Below are 18,826 nucleotides of genomic sequence, written 5' to 3' on the forward strand. Positions count from 1 at the left end.
GCGAAGGGCCTCCGCCATGGCCCCGGCGGGGGGCGCGTCCTTTCGACGGGCGCGGTCGCCCTGGCCCGTCGATCCCTGGCTCCCGCGAGGCTGTCCACCGCGCCCTTGGCCTCCACGGGGCTGCCCCCCGCGCGCCTGGCCTCCCCGGGACTGGCCGCCCGGTGCGCCCGGCGCCCCCTGTCCACCGCGCTCCCTGGGCCCACCGGTCACCTCGTCGTCGAGACGCAGGGTGAGGGAGATGCGCTTGCGCGGGACGTCGACGTCGAGCACCTTCACCATGACGACGTCGCCGGGCTTGACCACCTCGCGCGGGTCGCGCACGAAGTTCTTCGACAGGGCCGACACGTGGGCCAGGCCGTCCTGGTGCACGCCGATGTCGATGAAGGCCCCGAATGCCGCGACGTTGGTGACGACGCCCTCGAGCGTCATGCCCGGCTCGAGGTGCTTGATCTCCTCGACGCCCTCCTTGAAGGTGGCTGTCTTGAAGGTCGGTCGCGGGTCGCGGCCGGGCTTGTCGAGCTCGCTGATGATGTCGGTGACCGTGGGGAGGCCGAAGGTGTCATCGACGTAGTCGGCAGGCCGGATGGCCTGCAGCGCAGTCGTGTTGCCGATGAGTGACGTCAGCTTCTGCCCCGTCGACTCCAGCATCCGACGCACCACGGGGTAGGCCTCCGGGTGCACGGCCGACGCGTCGAGGGGGTCGTCGCCTCCCGGGATGCGCAGGAAGCCGGCAGCCAGCTCGAACGCCTTGGGTCCGAGGCGCGGCACGTCCTTGAGCGCCTTGCGCGTGCGGAAGGCGCCGACCGCGTCGCGGTGCGCGACGATGCTGTCGGCCAGACCCGGGGTGATGCCCGAGACGCGTGTCAGCAGGGGAGCCGAGGCGGTGTTGACGTCGACGCCCACCGCGTTGACGCAGTCCTCGACGACCGCGTCGAGCGAACGCGAGAGGGCGGTCTGGCTGATGTCGTGCTGGTACTGCCCGACGCCGATCGACTTCGGGTCGATCTTGACGAGCTCGGCGAGCGGGTCCTGCAGGCGGCGGGCGATCGAGACGGCTCCGCGCAGCGAGACGTCCATGCCCGGCAGCTCCTGCGAGGCGAACGCCGACGCGGAGTAGACGGAGGCGCCGGCCTCCGAGACGACGGCCGACGTCAGCTTCAGCTCCGGGTGGGCCTTGATGAGGTCGGCGGCGAGCCGGTCGGTCTCGCGAGAGGCCGTGCCGTTGCCGATGGCGATGAGGTCGACGGAGTGCTCCTTGGCCAGGCCGGCCAGCGTGGCGAGCGAGCGGTCCCACTGGTGCTGCGGGACGTGCGGGTAGATGACCTCGGTCGCGACGACGCGTCCCGTCCCGTCGACGACCGCGACCTTGACGCCGGTGCGGAAGCCCGGGTCGAGGCCCATCGTGGTGCGTGCGCCGGCGGGGGCAGCGAGCAGCAGGTCGCGCAGGTTGGCGGCGAACACGCGTACGGCCTCCTCCTCGGCCGCTCGGCGCAGCTGCATACGGGCGTCGATGCCGAGGTGGACGAGGATCTTCGTGCGCCAGGCCCAGCGCACGGTGTCGGCCAGCCACTGGTCGGCGGGGCGCCCGGCGTTCTCGATGCCGAAGCGGCGCGCGATGGCGCGTTCGTATGCCGTGGGGCCGGGCTGCTGCTCGGCCGCCGGGTCGTCGGGGATGATCTCGAGCGAGAGGACGTCCTCCTTCTCTCCCCGGAAGAGGGCGAGGATGCGGTGGGACGGCAGCTTGGAGAGGGGCTCGGAGAAGTCGAAGTAGTCGGAGAACTTCGCGCCCTCCTCCTCCTTGCCGGAGCGCACGCGGGAGCCGATGTGCCCGTGCTTCCAGACGCGCTCACGGAGGTCGCCGATGAGGTCGGCGTCCTCGGCGAAGCGCTCGACGAGAATGGCGCGGGCACCATCGAGAGCGGCCGCGGCGTCCGCGACCTCGCGGTCGGCATCGACGAATGTTGCTGCGGCAGATGACGGGTCGATGTCGGGAGAGCCGATCAGCAGGTCTGCGAGCGGCTCCAGCCCCGCCTCCCGGGCAATCTGGGCCTTGGTCCGGCGCTTCGGCTTGAACGGGAGGTAGATGTCCTCGAGGCGGGCCTTCGTCTCGGCGGCGAGGATCTGCGCACGGAGCGCGTCGTCGAGCTTGCCCTGCTCCTCGACGGATGCGAGCACGGCCGCGCGACGCTCCTCGAGCTCGCGGAGGTAGCCGAGACGCTCCTCGAGCGTGCGCAGCTGCGTGTCGTCGAGGCCGCCGGTGACCTCCTTGCGATACCGGGCCACGAAGGGGACGGTCGACCCGCTGTCGAGCAGCCCGACGGCGGCGGTCACCTGCCCGTCACGGACGCCGAGCTCCTCTGCGATGCGACGCTCGATCGACGGCACCTTCACCTGCACACTCACTGGGCTGTTCTCCTCTGACGACACATCGAGCCACGCATTCTGCCGTGCCGGGGCGCTCAGTCGTCGAGCAGGGCCTGCAGCGCTGCGCGCTCGGCCCTGGGGACGTAGCTCGCGTAGTAGTCGTAGAGGCTGTGCAGCGAGGCCCGGCCGGCCTCGGGGCCGTCGCCGGCCCGGATCGCGGCGAGCACCTGCTCGTGGTGATGGAGGGAGCGCCTCATGAGGACCTGGGCGTTGCGGGCGTGCGCGATCTTGTCCGAGATCAGGGAGAGCACGGTGTCGCGGACGACGCCGTTGCAGACCTGGATGAGGGTGTTGCCGCTCGCGCGGGCGATGGCCTCGTGGAAGGCGAAGTCGGCCTCGCTGAACGAGCCGTACCCGCCATCCACGGCGGTGCGCATCTGCTCGATGGCGGCGTCCATCTCGGCGAGCTCCGCCTCCGTGCGCAGCACGGCGGCGAGCCGGTTCGCCGTCGAGTCGAGCATCATCCGGGAGACGAGCAGCTGCGAGAGGGTGAGGCCATCGGCCCGGGCCAGCCGGCGCATCTGCTTCGTCAGACCGCCGGTGGTGAAGGGAAGGACCTCGGGGCCGTTCGGGTCGCCCGGCCGCGAGCGCACCACGCCGTTGCTCTCCAGCACCCGCAGGGCCTCACGCACGGTGGCCCGGCTGGTGCCGAACTGCACGACCAGCTCGCGCTCGCTCGGCAGCCGCTGACCGGGACGCAGCTCGCCGCTCGCGATCGCCGCCTCGACCTGCTCGACGATGCGCTCGTAGAGGCGCACCGGGCGGACCGTCTCGAAGGCGGGGGCCGTCACCTCAGCCACGGGAGCCACCGATGTCACTCATCTCGGGAATGGGCCACGCCGGCTTCGCCGAGTCGGGGCGGTGCCCCTCGAACCAGTCGACGGCGCAGAGCACACCGACGTCGTCGAAGCGCCTGCCCGACACCTGCAACCCGATGGTGCGGCCATCGTGCGTGAACCCGCAGTTGACCGACGCTGCCGGCTGTCCCGACATGTTGTAGGGCGCGGTGAAGCCGATGTGCGCCATGCCCCGATCCTCCTCACCCCACGGCATGGGCCACTCGGCAGGGAAGGCGGTCACCGGCGCCACGGGGGAGAGCACGAGGTCGTACGGCTCGGTGGCCGCCACCGTGGCCCGCTGGAGAGCCATGATGCTGGCGTAGTCGCGAAGGACGGTCGTGCCGTCCACCTCTCGCACCGCGAGCACCCACCGCTGGATGAAGGGAAGGACCCGCTCGCGGGCTGCCGGGCTCAGGGCCTGGAAGTCCGCGAGCGAGCGCACCCGCCAGAACTCGTCGAGGTCGTGCAGCATGCGCGGAGTCATGAAGGGCGGCAGGGTCTCGACCTCGGCCCCGCCCTCGGCGAAGACCGCGGCGGCCGCCTCGACGGCCTGGCGCACCTCCGGCTCCAGCGGCAGTCCGCAGCCGGCGTCGAGATGCAGGCCCACGCGCAGGCCGCGGACGTCGCGTGGTTCCGGGGGGAGCACGGTGCCGAGATCCTCGGGTGGCAGGCTCGTCCAGTCTCGGACGTCGGGCCGGCTGATGACCGACAGGAGCAGGGCCGCGTCGCGCCCCGAACGGGCCAGCGGACCGGCCGCCCGGCCGAGGTAGGGCGTGTCCAGCGGTACGCGCCCGGCACTGGGCTTGAGGGTGGTCAGACCCAGCCAGGTGCCCGGGAGCCGGATGGAGCCACCGATGTCGGTGCCCACGTGGAGCGGACCGTAGCCGCCGGCCGCGGCCGCTCCGGCACCGGAGCTCGAGCCGCCGGTCGTCAGTGAGGTGTTCCAGGGCGAGCGCGTCACCCCGTGCAGGCTCGACACGCCGGAGCTGAGCATGCCCCAGTCCGGCATGACGGTGGAGCCGAGGATGACGCCGCCGGACTCTTCGATGCGTTCGACGACCGGGCTGCTGCGAAGCGGGACGACCGGATCCACGCCGGCGTTCCCGGCGGGCATCGGGACCCCGGCTCGGGCGAGGTTCTCCTTCACGGTGACGGGCACGCCGTCAATCGGTCCAGCGGGCTGGCCCCTGTCCCAACGCTGCTCACTGGCGCGCGCGGCCGTGAGGGCGCTCCGGAGGTCGRCCTGCCAGAAGGCGTTGAGCTCGGGCTCTCGAGCCTCGATGACGGCGGCCACGTCCTCGACCACGTCCACGGGCGACAGGTCTCCGGCGGCATACGCGGTGACGAGCTCGGCGGCGCTGAGGCTGGCTGGTCGGCCAGACGAGTGCGGCATGGACGGCCTTCCGCGTGGGACGGCCCTGAGGCCGTCTGACTCGCCGGACGAGCTCTTGACATCCGGCCTGATGAGAGAAACGGTACCTGTCACAGTGAAAAAGTCCACTGGTCAGACCAGTGAATTCGTAACGTCGACGATGACCCCCTCCGCTGAGCAAGGAGACCCATGACGGTGAGACTCGCAGCGATCCCCGGTGACGGGGTGGGCCCCGAGGTCGTCGCTGCCACGCTGCCGGTCCTCTCTGCCGCTCTGGCAAGCCAGGGCGAGGATCTCGCGGTCACCGAGCTCGACTGGGGCGCAGACCGATTCGTGCGCGAGGGTGCCGCGATGCCCCCCGACGCCGGCGACACGGTGCGGGTTCACGACGCCGTGCTCTTCGGAGCGGTGGGGCGACCCGACGTGCCCGACCACGAGCTGGTCTGGGGCCTGATCATCGGCCTGCGCCAGCAGCTCGACCTTGCCGTCAACATCCGTCCGGTGCGGGCCTTCGAGGGTGTGCCGAGCCGAGTCAAGGATGTCGACGGGGTCGACCTCGTCATCGTGCGTGAGAACACCGAGGGCGAGTACGTCGGGGCGGGTGGTCTGGCCCACGCGGGCACCGGGCACGACCTCGGGATCGAGGTCGCCGTGCACTCGCGGCGTGTCATCGAGCGCGCTGCAGAGCACGCGTTCACCCTCGCCGAGCAGCGACGCGGGCGCCTCTCGCTGGTCACCAAGTCGAACGCGATGCGTCACGGCTACCCACTCTGGGACGCAGTCGTCCGGGAGGTGGCAGAGCGACACCCGGACGTCGAGCTCGAGGTCGTGCTCGTCGACGCCATGGCCGCCCGGCTCGTGCAGAGTCCGCACTCGCTCGACGTCCTCCTCGCGGGCAACCTCTTCGGCGACATCCTCAGCGACCTCGCGGCTGTGCTCGCCGGCGGTATGGGGATGGCGCCGAGCGCCAACGTCCTGCCCGGCGGGAGCGTCCCCGGTGTCTACGAGCCGGTCCACGGCTCGGCGCCCGACATCGCGGGTCGTGGCATCGCCAACCCCACCGCGTGCCTGCTCTCGGGTGCGATGCTCCTCGACGACCTCGGCCGCACCGCAGCCGCCCAGTCCGTCCGCACGGCCCTGGCCGCGACCCTTCGCTCACCGCACCACCACACCCCTGACCTCGGCGGCACGGCGAGCACCTCGCAGCTGGCCACAGCGGTCCTGCACGAGATGGAGTCACGATGAAGCACACCCGCATCGGCACGGCCGCGTCGGCGACGCTGCTCCTTGCCCTCACCGCGGCCTGCTCGGCCGGCTCGGGAACCTCCGGCGCCGGTGGCTCGGGCGGCACCGGGGGAGCCGGTAGCTCCGGCGGCGACACCTCCCTCACCGTCGGACTGGTCGCCGAGCCGGCAAGCCTCGACTTCACGACCAAGGACGGTGCCGCGATCCCGCAGGCGCTGCTCGACAACGTCTACGAGACGCTCGTCAAGGTCGACCAGCAGGGCGACCTCAAGCCTGCGCTCGCCAAGTCGTGGACCGTCTCGCCGGACCGTCGCACCTACACCTTCGACCTCGTCGACAACGCGAAGTTCAGCGACGGCCAGCCCTTCACCGCCAAGGACGCCGTCTACTCGATCAACCGCGTCAAGCAGGACTGGACGGTCTCGCTCAAGGCCGCCATGAGCGTCGTCGCGGCCGCCAAGGCGCTCAGCGACACCAAGCTGCAGGTCACCCTCAGCAAGCCGAGCAACAACTGGCTCTACCGGATGTCCACCCGTGTCGGCGCGATGATGACCGAGAAGGAGACCGCCGACCTCGCCACCAAGCCGGTCGGCACCGGGCCCTACGTCTTCGACCAGTGGCGCCGGGGCGACTCCATCAGCCTCAAGGCCAACCCCTCCTACTGGGGGAAGAAGCCCTACTTCCAGCAGGTGACCTTCAAGTACTTCAAGGACCCGACCGCCCTCAACAATGCGCTGCTGACCAAGACGATCAACGTCATCGGGACGGTCCAGGCTCCGGAGTCGCTCGCGCAGTTCCAGGGCAATGACGCCTACGAGATCGTCGAGGGCACGACGAACGGCGAGGTGCTGCTGTCGATGAACAACGGCAAGGCGCCCTTCGACAACGCCAAGGTCCGCCAGGCCGCCCGCTACGCCATCGACCACAAGGCCCTGCTCGACACGTGCTGGGCGGGCCACGGCACCCTCGTCGGCAGCATGGTGCCGCCGACCGACCCCTGGTACGAGGACCTCAACGGCCTCTACCCCCACGACCTCGCCAAGGCCAAGGCCCTCGTCGCCGAGACGAACGCCGGAGCCACCCCGGTGCGTCTGCGCATCCCCTCCCTGCCGTATGCCGTCTCGTGCGGCCAGGTGGTCAAGAGCCAGCTCGAGCAGGCCGGCTTCAAGGTCACGCTCGACCAGCTCGAGTTCCCGGCGGTGTGGCTCTCGACGGTCTTCAAGGACGCGGACTACGACATGTCGATCATCGCGCACGTCGAGCCACGCGACCTCCCGGCGGTCTTCGGTGACCCGACGTACTACACGCGCTACGACAACAAGCAGCTGCAGGCCGACCTCGCCGCCGCCGACTCCGGCACGCCCGAGGAGCAGGTGACGCTGATGAAGAAGGCGGCGCGGGAGCTGTCGCAGGACGCTGCGGGCGACGTGCTCTTCGTCCTGCCGAACCTCATGGTCGCCGAGAAGGGCATCACCGGGCTCCCGAAGAACGCCATCACCGAGTCGTTCGAGCTCGCCGACCTGGCGAGGTCCTGACGGTGCGGGACCGGCCGGCCACCGACCGGCCGGTCCCGCGGGACCCGACTCGAGACGGACCCCGCGTCCCTCGACCCTGACAGGACATCGATGCTGCTCCAGATCCTCAGACGCACGGCGGCGCTCGTCGCGAGTCTCGTCGTCAGCTCCATGCTGGTCTTCGCCTTCATGGCGCTGCTGCCGGGCGACCCGGCGCGGGTTGCGCTGGGCGTCAACGCCTCCGAGGCCTCGGTCGCACAGCTGCGGCAGCAGTTCGGCCTCGACCAGCCGCTGGTGACCCAGTACCTCTCGTGGGTCGGCGGGTTCCTGCGGTTCGACCTCGGCACCAGCTACGTGTCCAAGGTGGCGATCGCACCGCAGATCGTGGACCGCCTGCAGGTGACGCTCTGGCTCGTCGTGTGCTCGATGGTGCTCGCCCTCGTCATCGCGATCCCCCTCGGCACGCTGATGGCCCTGCGGCAGCGCCGGCCGAGCGGGTTCGTGCTGTCCGCGCTCTCGCAGGTCGGCGTGGCCGTCCCCGCCTTCCTGGCCGGCATCCTGCTCGTCACCGTGTTCGCCGTGAAGCTGCAGTGGCTGCCCGCCAACGGCTGGACGCCGCCCAACGAGGACCCCGTCCAGTTCCTGCGCCAGCTCGTGTTGCCGGTGCTCGCCCTCGGCCTCGTGCAGGGCGCCGTGCTGAGCCGCTACGTGCGCAGCTCGATCCTCGACGTGCAGCGCGAGGACTACATCCGGACGGCCAGGGCCAAGGGGCTCGGCGCGATGCGGGCGCTGCGTCGGCATGGCTTCCGCAACGCAGCGATCCCGGTCGTCACCGTCCTCGCCCTCCAGCTCGCCACCCTGCTCATCGGGGCGGTCGTGGTCGAGCGTGTCTTCGTCATCCCGGGGCTCGGCAGCCTCCTGCTCGACCAGGTGGCCAACCGCGACCTCATCTTCGTCCAGGACATCGTCATGCTGCTCGTCCTCGCGGTGCTCGTCGTCAACTTCGTCGTCGACCTGCTCTACCTCGTCATCGACCCGAGACTGAAGGTGGCCACCTGATGAGCGCCGACCACATGCCTCGCCCTGTCGTATCCCTCGACGGGCCCACCCCTCCCGACCTGGCAGGGGAGCCCGCCCCGGTGACCAGCAGCCCCCGTCGGCGCCCGGGAGCCAGCTTCTTCGTCGGTGCGGCCATCGTCGGCGTCGTGGTCCTGATGGCCCTCGTCTCGTTCGTCTGGACGCCGCACGACCCGACGTTCGTGGACGCCTCGGCCAGGCTGCGCCCCATCGGTGACCCCGACTACCTCCTCGGCACGGACAAGTTCGGCAGAGACGTCCTCAGCCAGGTCCTCGTCGGCGCCCGCACCACCCTCTTCGTCGGTCTCGTCGCCGTCGGCGTCGCTGGACTCGTGGGTGTGCCGCTCGGCATCGTGGCCGCGATGGCGCCCCGGGTGGTGGGGGAGCCGTTGATGCGAGGCATGGACCTGCTCCTCGCCTTCCCGGCCCTCCTGCTCGCCATCATGTTCAGCGCCGTCTACGGCGGCAGCACCCTGGTCGCCATGGTCGCCATCGGCATCGCCTCGGTGCCGAGCTTCGTCCGTCTCGTGCGCAGCGGGGCGATGCAGGTGCTGAACACCGAGTACGTCATGGCGGCTCGCGCGGCCGGCCGCGGACCGTGGGCCGTCGGGTTGCGTCACGTCCTGCCCAACGTCAGCGGGCTCGTGATCGTGCAGGCCTCGGTGTCGTTCGCGATCGCGGTCCTCGCGGAGGCCGCGCTGTCCTTCCTCGGCTTCGGCACGCCGCCTCCCACCCCGAGCTGGGGCCGGATGCTGCAGGAGAGCCAGGAGCTGCTCTTCTCGGCGCCGCACCTCGCCGTCGTGCCCGGCATCGCCATCGCGCTGGCCGTGCTGGGCTTCAACCTGCTCGGCGACGGRCTCCGCGACCACTACGACCCGCGTCTGGAGGATCGACGATGACCGCCGTTGCAGCGCAGTCACTCCCGGACACGGCGCCCACCCCCCGAGTGCTCGACGTCGAGCACCTCGACGTGAGACTCGGCCGCTTCCACCTGCTGCATGACGTCTCCTTCACCATCGACCAGGGCGAACGGGTCGGCCTCATCGGGGAGTCCGGCTCGGGCAAGTCGCTGACGAGCCTCGCCCTGCTCGGGCTGCTCCCCGACGACGCCCGCGTCAGCGGCTCCATCCGGCTGGCAGGAGTGGACCGGGACCTCGTCGGGGCACGCGAGCGGGACCTCGCTGCAGTCCGGGGTCGTGAGATCGCCATGGTCTTCCAGGAGCCGATGACGGCCCTCAACCCCACGATGCGCGTCGGCGAGCAGGTCGCGGAGGCCATCAGCGTGCACGCCGGCCGGGGCGGCGACCGGCGGGCCGCCCGCGCGCGGGTGGTGGAGCTCCTCGACCAGGTGGGCCTGCCCGACCCGGCCAACGCAGCGAGGGCATACCCGCACCAGCTCTCCGGCGGCCAGCGCCAGCGCGTCGTCCTCGCGATCGCCTTGGCCAACGACCCGGCCCTGCTCGTGTGCGACGAGCCGACGACGGCGTTGGACGTCACGGTCCAGGCGCGAGTGCTCGACCTCATCGTGCGGGGAGTGGCGGCGCGGAACTCCGCGATGCTCTTCATCACCCACGACCTGTCCGTCGTGGCAACGGTGTGCGAGCGCGTCCTCGTGATGTACGGCGGCCGGGTCGTCGAGGCGGGCCCGGTGCGCGAGGTCTTCCGGCGACCGCACCACCGCTACACGCAGGGTCTGCTCGCCGCGTCCGACCTGGACACGGCGGTTCCCGGGGGGCGGCTGCCCACCATCCGGGGCACCGTGCCCCCGGCCGGCGCCTTCCCGGACGGGTGCGTCTTTCGCAGCCGCTGTGACCACGCCACCGAGGTGTGCGCCACGGACCCGGCCTGGACCGGTCCCGAGTCCGGGGACGGCTTCGCCTGCCATCACCCCGCGGACGAGGAGCGTGGGTCATGACGACTCCGGCCATTCGCGTGCACGAGCTGCGTCGCAGCTACCGGCGGCCACGGACCTCGGTGCGGCAGCCCGGGCCGCTCGTCGAGGCGCTCAAGGGCGTCTCGTTCGAGGTGGCACGCGGTGAGCGTTTCGGCATCGTCGGTGAGTCCGGCTGCGGCAAGTCGACGCTCATGCGCCTCCTCGCCGGTCTGGACCAGCCGACGAGCGGCCAGGTGCAGGTCGAAGGCCAGACGGTCTCGGGCGTCCAGGAGAGCAAGCTCGGCTTCCTGCGCTCGAGCCTGCAGCTGGTCTTCCAGGACCCGATGGGCTCGCTCGACCCGCGTATGCGGGTCCGCGACATCATCGCCGAGCCGCTCGTGGCGCAGCGGCTGCCCAACCGCCGGGCGCGCGTCGCGGAGCTGCTCGACGCGGTGGGCCTGAGCCCGGAGGCGGCCGACCGGTTCCCGCACCAGTTCTCGGGCGGACAGCGCCAGCGCATCTCGATCGCGCGGGCCCTCGCGCCGTCGCCGTCGATCCTGCTCGCCGACGAGCCCGTCAGTGCCCTCGACGTGTCGGTGCGCGCCCAGGTGCTCAACCTCATCACCGACCTCGTCAGCGAGCTCGGGCTCACGCTCGTCTTCGTCTCGCACGACCTGTCCGTGGTGCGGCACGTCTGCGAGCGCGTGGCGGTCATGAGCGAGGGCGAGATCGTCGAGACCGGGCCGACGCAGCAGATCTTCGAGGCGCCCCAGCACCCCTACACCCAGCGCCTCCTCCGCGCGGCGCCGAGCATGCGCCGCGCCCTCGCAGGGGCAGGCACGGCAGACCTTCTTGGAGATGCATCGTGAACACCAGCTACACCCCGGAACACCCTGTCGGACTGCCGGTCGGCAATGGCTGGGTCGACGTCCCCGAGAGGGCGACCCTGACGTTCCCCTTTACCGGTGAGGTCGTCGCCTCCGCGCCGGTCGGAACGAGCGAGATTGCGCTGCAAGCACTTTCGTATGCCGCTGGCGTCCGAGAGCGGATGGGTTCCCTTCCGTCGCACGCCCGTCGGGCCGCCCTGTTGGAGACGCACCGCGTCTTCTCGGAGCGGCGCGCGGACGTCGAGCGTCTGCTCGTGCTCGAGACCGGCAAGCCCCTCGTCGACTGCCGGGTGGAGGTCGACCGGACCCTGCTGACCCTCATGACGGYAGCCGAGGAGGTGGCACGTCTTCACGGCGAGACGGTGCCGCTGGACCTGCTGCCGAGCGGTGAGGGGCTTCTGGGTTTCTGGGTCCGCAAGCCGATCGGCGTCGTCGTCGGGATCGCCGGGTTCAACTACCCGCTGCTGCTCGCCGTGCACAAGCTGGCGCCYGCCCTCGCCGCGGGGTGCCCCGTGGTCCTCAAGCCGGCGCCACAGACGCCGCTGGCCACCCTGTGGCTCGTGCACGTGCTCCGCGAGGCTCTGGCAGCGGCCGGCGGTCCGCGATCAGGGGTCCAGCTCGTCACCGGTGGAGTGGACGTCGGTACGGCCCTGACGACGGACCCGCGCGTGGCGGCGGTCTCCTTCACCGGTTCGGCCGCGGTCGGTCACCGCATCGCCAAGGACGCCGCGCCGACGAAGGTGCTGCTCGAGCTGGGCTCGAACGCGGCCCTCGTCGTGGCCGCAGACGCCGACGTSGACGCGGCCGCAGACGCCGTGGTCCGGGGCGGCTACTACGCCTCGGGGCAGGCCTGCATCAGTGTGCAACGGGTGGTCGTCGTCGAGTCGGCGCGTACGCGTTTCCTGGCCGCGCTTGCCGCCCGCATGGAGCGGGTCGTCGTCGGTGACCCGCGGGACGAGGCGACTCGGGTCTCTGCCCTCATCGACGCCCGATCGACCGAGCGCGTCATCGAGTGGGTGCGAGCCGCCTGCGAGGCCGGGGGCACCTTGGTGCACGGAGGCGGCATACGCAAGGGCGTCGTCGAGCCGACCGTGCTGCTCGACGTGCCGGACGGCCAGCTCGCCTGGGACGAGGAGGTCTTCGGGCCGGTGGTCGTGGTGCGGTCGGTGCCCGACCTCGACGCTGCCATCGACGTCGTCAACCGGTCGCGCTACGGCCTGCACGCGAGCGTGTTCACCGAGGGCCTCGGCTCCGCGTTCGCAGCGATCGACCGGATAGAGGCCGGCGGGGTCGTCGTCAACGAGGTGCCGGGCTTCCGGTCCGACGTCATGCCCTACGGCGGGGTCAAGGACAGCGGCGTCGGCCGCGAGGGTCCGCGGTTCGCCATCGAGGAGCTGACGGTGACGCGGATGGCGATCATCCGGCCGTCGGCGGCGGGGACGCCAGCCCCGACCGCCACCGAACCGGCAGCGGTGCCGGAGAAGCAGGAGATTGCGCATGGGTGAGGCCGAGACCGACCAGACGACCGGGACGGGCCGGCCCGACTACTCACGACTGTTTCGCCTGGACGGCCGACGGGCGGTCGTCGTGGGCGCCGGCAGCGGCATCGGGCGGGAGAGCGCGCTCGCGCTGGCGGCGCACGGTGCGGACGTCGTGTGCGCGGATCGCAACCTGGAGGCGGCGAAGGAGACGGCGGCTCTCGGGGCCRGCACGGAGGCCTACGAGCTCGACGTGACCGACGCCGAGGCAGTGGCTCGGGCGGCGGCCGAGCTCGGCGACGTCGACGTGCTCGTCTTCACGGCGGCCACCAACGTGCGCAAGCGCGTGCTCGACTACACGGCAGAGGAGTTCGACCGGGTGGTCGGGCTCAACCTGCGGTCCTCCTTCGAGCTCGTGCGTGCGTTCGGCGCCGGCATGGCAGAGCGCGGGCGGGGCAGCATCGTGGGCTTCAGCTCGATCCGGGCGGTGACCGTGGAGCCCGGGCAGGGCGTCTATGCCGCCACCAAGGCCGGTCTCGTGCAGCTGCTGAGGGCGGCCGCCGTCGAGCTGGGGGAGCAGGGGGTGCGGGTCAATGCCGTCGCGCCGGGCATCGTCGACACGCCGCTCACGGCGCAGATCCGTGCGGTGCCGGAGTGGTCGCAGGCCTACGCGAGCAAGAGCGCGTTGGGCCGTTGGTCGCGGCCGGACGAGCTGGTGGGCGCCGTCGTCTATCTCGCCTCGGACGCGTCGTCCTTCGTCACCGGGAGCCAGCTCTTCGTCGACGGTGGGTGGACCGTCATCGACGGGCGGTACACGCCGCCGATGTGATGGGCGACTGCGTGGGTCCGCGGCGGTCGGGTCCGGCACGGGGCGTGTGGACAACGCGCACCGACTGTCACCGGTCGCAGCCATGCTCGACCCATGCACTTCGAGCAACTCCCGCGGGACTGGGCCCAACGACCGATCACCGACCCCGACGTCTTCGAGGGGGTGGTCGACCTCATCGTGCCGGAGCAGTCGCGGTCAGAGGGCGCCACCTACCTGCTGCTGTGCCACCCCAACCTCCACCTGCTCCAGCCGATCTGCCTGCCGGACGACCCGCGGCGCGTGGGCGTGGGAGACGTCCTCGAGGGCGTGCGTCTGCTGCTCACAGAGGTCTCGCGTCACGGCGTGCACGACGTCGTCATGGTGATCGCGCGACCGGGTCGCGTGAGGGCGACCCGACGAGACCGGGATCTCCGTGCCGCCTTCGAGGGCGCCTGCCGCGAGACGGGGCTCACGTTGCACGCCGTGGCAATCGCGGCGCTCGACGATGTCGCGGCGCTGCCGCCTGAGGGAGCCTGCGCAGCGGCTTGAGGGACACGGGGACGTCACGGCGTGGGGAAGATGCCGTGGCGTTCCCTCGCCCTCTCGGGTCCATCGGGGTAGCGTCCAAGCCGTGGTCGCGACCGCGGCTTGGACGTCCGAACCTCGGAGGCGCCATGGCGCAGCAGGTACCCGGCAGTGGGAAGACAGTGAGTCGCGCGTACCGACGCGGCATCGGCGGCGCCTGGTGGACGGCGCTCGTCGTCGTGACCGCGCTGCTCGGCATGATCGGACGCAGCGACAGTGGCTTCTGGAGCGTGTTCCTGTGGAGCATCGTCGGGTTTGTGGTCGGTTCGCTCGTGGCGATGGCGGTGGCTGGCCGTCTGGTGCCGGCGAGCTCGGAGGATGAGGCGTTGGCGGGTCTCCTCGGCTCCGGACCGGAGGCTGCACGATGAAGTGGCCGCTCGTAGGTGTCGCGTTCGTCCTCGGGGCAGCGGTCACGTGGTTCGTCACCGTGAAGCGGGTCACCTTGGTGGTGCCAGCCGGGGGCCCGGCCACGGGAGGCGCTGACCTGCCGGCGGCGGAGGGCAGCGGCAGCTCTGCAGACGCCGAGGACGTGGACGACGTCGAGGGCGTCGAGGACGATCCGAGTGCCTTCGGCGGGGCTCGCACCGCCACGTCCGAAGCCTCGGGTGCTGCGGAGGCATGGGACCGCGACGCCGAGGACGAGGATGCGCTCATGTCCGGCCGCACGCACGAAGCGGCCCAGGAGCCGGACCATGAGCCCGGTGACTTGAGCGTGCCGCCCGTGGCGGATGCGACACCGAACGGGGACCTGGCCGGCGTCGGGGACCCCGACGAGGTGGCGGCCGTCGATGAGCAGGCCGAGCAGCACACCGAGACCCCGAAGGCGCCCTGACTTGGGGCCGCGCCGTCGCGGAAGCTGCTCAGTGGTTGACGAGCACGCCCTTGGCCTCACGAACCGTGACGGTCGTCGGCGGTCCCGGCACGGTGACGGTCGAGGGGATCTCGTCCCACGTGGAGCCGTCCAGGCTGAAGTCGGCCCCGAACGTCGTGTCGACGCGGACGGGGTACTCGCCCTTCGCGCGATAGACGTGCGTGATGTCGCCGCTGGGGTAGACACCACCGGCTGACGTCGTGGGTCCCACGGTCGAGCCGTCGCCGAACACGTAGGTGAACCCGACGAGCTTGGGGCGGATCTGCACGGGGATGCCGCGCAGCACGGACCGGTCGACCTCGCCCGGCTGGAATCCTTCGACCGCCCAGTTGACCTTGTAGAACGTCGTCAGGTTCACGAGCGTCGTGTTGCCCGCCGGCTGGCTCGAGACCTGCGGCTTCGACCACGGCGTTCGCATGAACGCAGCCATCAGGTCAGCCATCGTCAAAGTCGGCCGCGACCCCGGCGCAACATCCGATGCACACGTGAGTCCTCGAGTGGTCCAGGGCTCCGTAACCATCCCTTCCTTGACCGTCCGGCGCCAGATTCTCAGTAGCGGACCTAGTTCGCCTTCGGGGCAGTCTCTTAGCGCATGTGCGCATGAAACCTGTTCTGTGATTGTCTCAGGCTTCGCTTGGGGGCAGTCGTTGAGCGATAGGTACTCGTAGCGGGGAGCGGAAGCCGGAATCTCGTCGACCGACCCACCCTGATCGTCTGGATGCTTGGGCAGTGCCAAAACCTGTCGTCGCGACAGGAGCCCAGTAACCACAGCCGCGTCGTCGACATCGCAGACATCCAGTTGGCTGCAACTGCTGTCTGCGGCCAGCGCCGGAGCGATGGGCATGGCCAGCATCGCGCCGAGGGCGATAAGCGCTGACCGAGCCCTTGGCCTCACGAGTCTGCCTTTTGTAGGCGTGTGATGATCCAGCGCTTATCGAATTGGAGTGTCGCAACGAACGCCAACTTCGCCGAGCGCGTTTCATCAACCTTTCGTCCGCTCTCGTTAAGCACCGGAACAGCCCTCTGATTGAGATCGACGAGCACGCGTCGTGCCGTCGAGGAAAACTCAGTGGCAGAGGCGTAGTTGACTTTCGTGAGGTCGTCCCCGTAATGATGACCGGCCTTCGCGACGTCCGTAACACCGTTCCGAAGGGCTTCGCATGTCTTGCAGTCGCGGGAGGAGAGGCCCAGCAAAGCGGAGGGATCACCGTTCCTAAACGCCAGGTTCAGCTGCGAGAAGTAGAACTGCGCGTAAGCTGAGGCGCCGTCAAGCGTCTCGGGCCGAGCTGTAGGCGGGATTTTGGCGATGACTGGGTCGACGGAAGGGCTGGGGCTTGGGGGCGAGGTGGTTGTCGTCGTCGTGGGCGCAGCCGACGTAGTGGTGCTTGCCGGGGGAGTCGTTCTGCTCGGTCCGCGGTCTCCGCCCGTGCACGCACCCAGCGTCGCGAGCGCAACGAGGGCTGCGGCATACGGAAGGAGCGTGCGGTGTCGGTGCGGTGTGGCTGCGGTCATCGGCGTCCCCTGTCGATCGTCGATCATCGTGCGGTTGCATCGTCTGACGTGCGGTCACGCCGTCGTCCCTCGACGGCAACCTACGACGATCGTCTCGCACCCGCACCCCGATCGTCGTCCGCCGTCCACAGGACTTTCGCTGTTCACGGCCTCAGCCGTTGGGCGACCGAGACCCGGTCTCACCTCGCTGTCCCGCAGATCACATCCGAATGGGTGGCGGCCACCGATAGTGACTACTACACTTTGTAGTACCGACAGAGAAGCTGCCGGAACACATATCGAGTTCTGGAGTTGAGTTCCATGGGCACCATCCCCCGCGACACGCATGCGCAAGGCACCGCGCCGGTCACCGCGCATGACCCCATCAAGGGCGTCGTCACCTTCCAGGAAGAGGTGGTCCGCTCAGCCCTTGCTCGCAAGTTCCTCGCAGGTCTGCGCATCGTGCTCGGCTTCACCTTCCTGTGGCCCTTCATCGACAAGATGTTCGGCCTCGGCTACATGACCCCGGCGGCCAAAGCCTGGATCCACGGCGGAACGCCCGCCCAAGGCTTCATGAAGGGTGCTGAGGGACCGTTCGCCAGCTTCTTCAAGAACATCGCCGGCCCGTGGGCCGACTGGGTGTTCATGGCCGGCCTCCTCGGCATCGGCCTCGCCCTCCTCGCCGGCGCCGGCCTCAAGATCGCCGCCTGGACCGGCGCTCTCCTCCTCGCGATGATGTACCTCGCCGAGTTCCCCCTCGGCACCACCGGCGCCTACACCAACCCGCTCTTCGACAGCCACTGGATCGAGGCACTGGGCATCGCGGTTCTCGCCACGACGCTCGCCGGGGACACCTGGGGCCTTGGCAAGTGGTGGGGCCGCCACGTCGGTAACGGCTTCCTGCGGTGAGTGGGTCGGTGACCGCGATCCCCTGACACGGTCACCAGCCCGGGCCTCGAGCCCGAGCAGCAAGGCGGTCCTCCTCGGAGGGCCGCCTTCCTGCTGTGCCTGCTGCGTCAGGAGCGCCCGTCACTCGGGCGTGAAGGCGCAGAACTCGTTGCCCGCCGGGTCGGCCATGACGGTCCAGCCGATGCCGCCGTCGCCCTTCTCCCGGACAACCATCGCGCCGGCGAACACGAGAGGCGCCAGGTCGTCGGTCGTGACGTCGATGTGGATGCGGTTCTTCGTCGTCCTGTCCTCGGGCACCGGCTGGAAGACGATCGCCTCGAACGGCAGCCCCGACACGTTCTCGACATGGCTCCAGCCCTCATCGCGGACGACGTCGCCGCCGAGGGTCTCGCCCCACCAGCGGGCGAGACGGTGGGCTGCGTCCTCGTCGCCCGTGACGTCCCAGACGAGCTCGTAGGCCGGCTCGGTGACCGGCTCGTCCCGGAGGAAGACGCAGAACTCCTGTCCGTCCGGGTCGAGCAGCACCGTCCACCGGGGCTGCTCGTCGTGGACCACGGCTCCGGCGTCGAGCGCGGGCTGCAGCGAGGCCGCCCGGACGTCCAGGTGCAGACGGTTCTTGGCGGTCTTGGGCTCCGGCACCCGGTTGACCCACACCCGGACCTCGTCACCGACGCGCAGGCACGAGTCGCCGTCGTCGTGCGGGTGTGCCTCCCAGCCCAGGAGCGGCCCCCAGAACGTGGAGAGGCCATGCGGGTCGATGGCGTCGATGCACAGGTCCTTGTACGTCGCGAGTGGCATGCGAGGACCGTAACCCCTTGTGGCGCGTGTTCCTCCTCGTCCTCGAGGGGCGACACGAAAGCACTGTCGGTGCCGGACGGCATACTCGCCTCCATGCAGCGCATCGACGGCCACCTGGTCCTGAGTCCCACGGACCTGACGAAGCACGTCGCCTGCGCGCACATCACCACGCTCGATCTCGAGGCGCTCGATGCCGTGACCGCCCGAGGTGGTGGCGCGAGGGTCGCCGCGACCGGCTCCGACGACTCCCTCAACCTCGTCTTCGCCAAGGGCCTCGAGCACGAGCGCTCCTACCTCGAGCGCCTCGTGGCCGAGGGCCGCGCCGTCGAGGACATCGCGGCGCTCGGGCTGCGCGGTGTCGAGGCCGAGGCTGCCACCGTCGACGCGATGCGGCGCGGCGTCGACGTGATCTACCAGGCGACGTTCTTCGACGGCCACTGGGTGGGGCTCGCCGACTTCCTGCTGCGCGTCGACGAGCCGAGCGACCTGGGTCCCTGGCGCTACGACATCGCCGACACCAAGCTCGCCCGTCGGCTCAAGGTTCCGGCCCTGCTCCAGATGGCGACGTATGCCGCCCGCCTCGAGCTGCTCCAAGGCGTCCCCCCGCAGTGGTTGACCGTCGTCACAGGTGACGCCGAGTCGCACCCGTGGCGGC

18 protein-coding genes and 1 pseudogene are annotated in these 18,826 nt (G+C 70.4%); 13 read left to right on the plus strand and 6 right to left on the minus strand.

The features are described from left to right. From AC1DP0_RS04685 to AC1DP0_RS04695, 3 genes are all read right to left on the minus strand, one after another. The coding region (locus tag AC1DP0_RS04685; RefSeq protein ID WP_478082720.1) for a Tex family protein at positions 1–2,403 on the minus strand (2,403 nt) is incomplete at its 3' end. A gap of 56 nt (positions 2,404–2,459) precedes the next feature. After that, positions 2,460–3,224: a FadR/GntR family transcriptional regulator gene (locus AC1DP0_RS04690; RefSeq protein WP_478082721.1), complete on the minus strand. Its 765-nt coding sequence runs from the start codon at positions 3,222–3,224 to the stop codon at positions 2,460–2,462. Beyond that, positions 3,217–4,656 carry an amidase gene (locus AC1DP0_RS04695; RefSeq protein WP_478082722.1) on the minus strand — a complete coding sequence of 480 codons (1,440 nt, stop codon included), beginning with the start codon at positions 4,654–4,656 and terminating at the stop codon, positions 3,217–3,219. The genes AC1DP0_RS04690 and AC1DP0_RS04695 overlap by 8 nt, the downstream gene beginning before the upstream one ends. A gap of 168 nt (positions 4,657–4,824) precedes the next feature. Between AC1DP0_RS04695 and AC1DP0_RS04700 the strand changes: the two genes are divergently transcribed. The 11 genes from AC1DP0_RS04700 to arfC all read left to right on the plus strand — a co-directional run bounded on the left by AC1DP0_RS04700 (position 4,825) and on the right by arfC (position 14,934). Next, positions 4,825–5,880 carry an isocitrate/isopropylmalate dehydrogenase family protein gene (locus AC1DP0_RS04700; protein WP_478082723.1) on the plus strand — a complete coding sequence of 352 codons (1,056 nt, stop codon included), beginning with the start codon at positions 4,825–4,827 and terminating at the stop codon, positions 5,878–5,880. After that, positions 5,877–7,415, plus strand: coding sequence for an ABC transporter substrate-binding protein (locus AC1DP0_RS04705; protein WP_478082724.1), 1,539 nt, complete (start codon positions 5,877–5,879; stop codon positions 7,413–7,415). Before AC1DP0_RS04700 ends, AC1DP0_RS04705 begins: the two co-directional genes overlap by 4 nt. A gap of 90 nt (positions 7,416–7,505) precedes the next feature. Further along, positions 7,506–8,453, plus strand: coding sequence for an ABC transporter permease (locus AC1DP0_RS04710; RefSeq protein ID WP_478082725.1), 948 nt, complete (start codon positions 7,506–7,508; stop codon positions 8,451–8,453). 14 nt (positions 8,454–8,467) lie between these two features. Beyond that, entirely contained in the window at positions 8,468–9,370 is a 903-nt protein-coding gene (locus tag AC1DP0_RS04715; RefSeq protein ID WP_478082737.1) for an ABC transporter permease, read from the plus strand. Continuing rightward, positions 9,367–10,386, plus strand: a complete 1,020-nt coding sequence (locus AC1DP0_RS04720) for an ABC transporter ATP-binding protein (protein WP_478082726.1) — start codon at positions 9,367–9,369, stop codon at positions 10,384–10,386. The genes AC1DP0_RS04715 and AC1DP0_RS04720 overlap by 4 nt, the downstream gene beginning before the upstream one ends. Next, entirely contained in the window at positions 10,383–11,213 is an 831-nt protein-coding gene (locus AC1DP0_RS04725) for an ATP-binding cassette domain-containing protein (RefSeq protein WP_478082727.1), read from the plus strand. Before AC1DP0_RS04720 ends, AC1DP0_RS04725 begins: the two co-directional genes overlap by 4 nt. Continuing rightward, a complete protein-coding gene (locus AC1DP0_RS04730; protein WP_478082728.1) occupies positions 11,210–12,736 on the plus strand; it encodes an aldehyde dehydrogenase family protein in 1,527 nt (508 codons plus the stop codon). The genes AC1DP0_RS04725 and AC1DP0_RS04730 overlap by 4 nt, the downstream gene beginning before the upstream one ends. Then, a complete protein-coding gene (locus AC1DP0_RS04735) occupies positions 12,729–13,538 on the plus strand; it encodes an SDR family NAD(P)-dependent oxidoreductase (RefSeq protein ID WP_478082729.1) in 810 nt (269 codons plus the stop codon). Before AC1DP0_RS04730 ends, AC1DP0_RS04735 begins: the two co-directional genes overlap by 8 nt. A gap of 93 nt (positions 13,539–13,631) precedes the next feature. Next, entirely contained in the window at positions 13,632–14,066 is a 435-nt protein-coding gene (locus tag AC1DP0_RS04740; protein WP_478082730.1) for a hypothetical protein, read from the plus strand. Positions 14,067–14,191: 125 nt separating this feature from the next. Further along, complete coding sequence (locus AC1DP0_RS04745; RefSeq protein WP_478082731.1) at positions 14,192–14,470, plus strand: hypothetical protein; 279 nt, start codon at positions 14,192–14,194, stop codon at positions 14,468–14,470. Then, complete coding sequence (gene arfC, locus AC1DP0_RS04750; protein ID WP_478082732.1) at positions 14,467–14,934, plus strand: channel accessory protein ArfC; 468 nt, start codon at positions 14,467–14,469, stop codon at positions 14,932–14,934. Before AC1DP0_RS04745 ends, arfC begins: the two co-directional genes overlap by 4 nt. Positions 14,935–14,962: 28 nt before the next feature. Here the strand turns inward: arfC and AC1DP0_RS04755 are convergent, their stop codons facing one another. After that, complete coding sequence (locus AC1DP0_RS04755) at positions 14,963–15,415, minus strand: hypothetical protein (protein WP_478082733.1); 453 nt, start codon at positions 15,413–15,415, stop codon at positions 14,963–14,965. A 449-nt stretch (positions 15,416–15,864) separates the two neighbouring features. Then, complete coding sequence (locus AC1DP0_RS04760; RefSeq protein WP_478082734.1) at positions 15,865–16,485, minus strand: DUF6318 family protein; 621 nt, start codon at positions 16,483–16,485, stop codon at positions 15,865–15,867. Positions 16,486–16,785: 300 nt separating this feature from the next. Here AC1DP0_RS04760 and AC1DP0_RS04765 point away from each other — a divergent pair, with 300 nt between their 5' ends. Next, positions 16,786–17,373: a DoxX family protein gene (locus AC1DP0_RS04765; RefSeq protein WP_478082735.1), complete on the plus strand. Its 588-nt coding sequence runs from the start codon at positions 16,786–16,788 to the stop codon at positions 17,371–17,373. Positions 17,374–17,493: 120 nt separating this feature from the next. Here AC1DP0_RS04765 and AC1DP0_RS04770 read toward each other — a convergent pair whose 3' ends face one another. Further along, on the minus strand, positions 17,494–18,171 hold the full coding sequence (locus AC1DP0_RS04770; RefSeq protein WP_478082736.1) for a VOC family protein: 678 nt from the start codon (positions 18,169–18,171) through the stop codon (positions 17,494–17,496). Between the two features lie 93 nt (positions 18,172–18,264). Between AC1DP0_RS04770 and AC1DP0_RS04775 the strand changes: the two are divergent. After that, positions 18,265–18,826 (plus strand): annotated as a pseudogene (locus tag AC1DP0_RS04775) (TM0106 family RecB-like putative nuclease); the annotation flags it as partial.

This window comes from Terrabacter sp. P5_B1, assembly GCF_056400505.1.

Coding starts and splice junctions, on each gene's coding strand:
- AC1DP0_RS04745 (WP_478082731.1), top strand. CDS start 14,192: ATGGCGCAGCAGGTACCCGGCAGTGGGAAGACAGTGAGTCGCGCGTAC.
- AC1DP0_RS04740 (WP_478082730.1), top strand. CDS start 13,632: ATGCACTTCGAGCAACTCCCGCGGGACTGGGCCCAACGACCGATCACC.
- AC1DP0_RS04770 (WP_478082736.1), bottom strand. CDS start 18,171: ATGCCACTCGCGACGTACAAGGACCTGTGCATCGACGCCATCGACCCG.
- AC1DP0_RS04700 (WP_478082723.1), top strand. CDS start 4,825: ATGACGGTGAGACTCGCAGCGATCCCCGGTGACGGGGTGGGCCCCGAG.
- AC1DP0_RS04725 (WP_478082727.1), top strand. CDS start 10,383: ATGACGACTCCGGCCATTCGCGTGCACGAGCTGCGTCGCAGCTACCGG.
- AC1DP0_RS04720 (WP_478082726.1), top strand. CDS start 9,367: ATGACCGCCGTTGCAGCGCAGTCACTCCCGGACACGGCGCCCACCCCC.
- AC1DP0_RS04710 (WP_478082725.1), top strand. CDS start 7,506: ATGCTGCTCCAGATCCTCAGACGCACGGCGGCGCTCGTCGCGAGTCTC.
- AC1DP0_RS04705 (WP_478082724.1), top strand. CDS start 5,877: ATGAAGCACACCCGCATCGGCACGGCCGCGTCGGCGACGCTGCTCCTT.
- AC1DP0_RS04760 (WP_478082734.1), bottom strand. CDS start 16,485: ATGACCGCAGCCACACCGCACCGACACCGCACGCTCCTTCCGTATGCC.
- AC1DP0_RS04765 (WP_478082735.1), top strand. CDS start 16,786: ATGGGCACCATCCCCCGCGACACGCATGCGCAAGGCACCGCGCCGGTC.
- AC1DP0_RS04755 (WP_478082733.1), bottom strand. CDS start 15,415: ATGGCTGACCTGATGGCTGCGTTCATGCGAACGCCGTGGTCGAAGCCG.
- arfC (WP_478082732.1), top strand. CDS start 14,467: ATGAAGTGGCCGCTCGTAGGTGTCGCGTTCGTCCTCGGGGCAGCGGTC.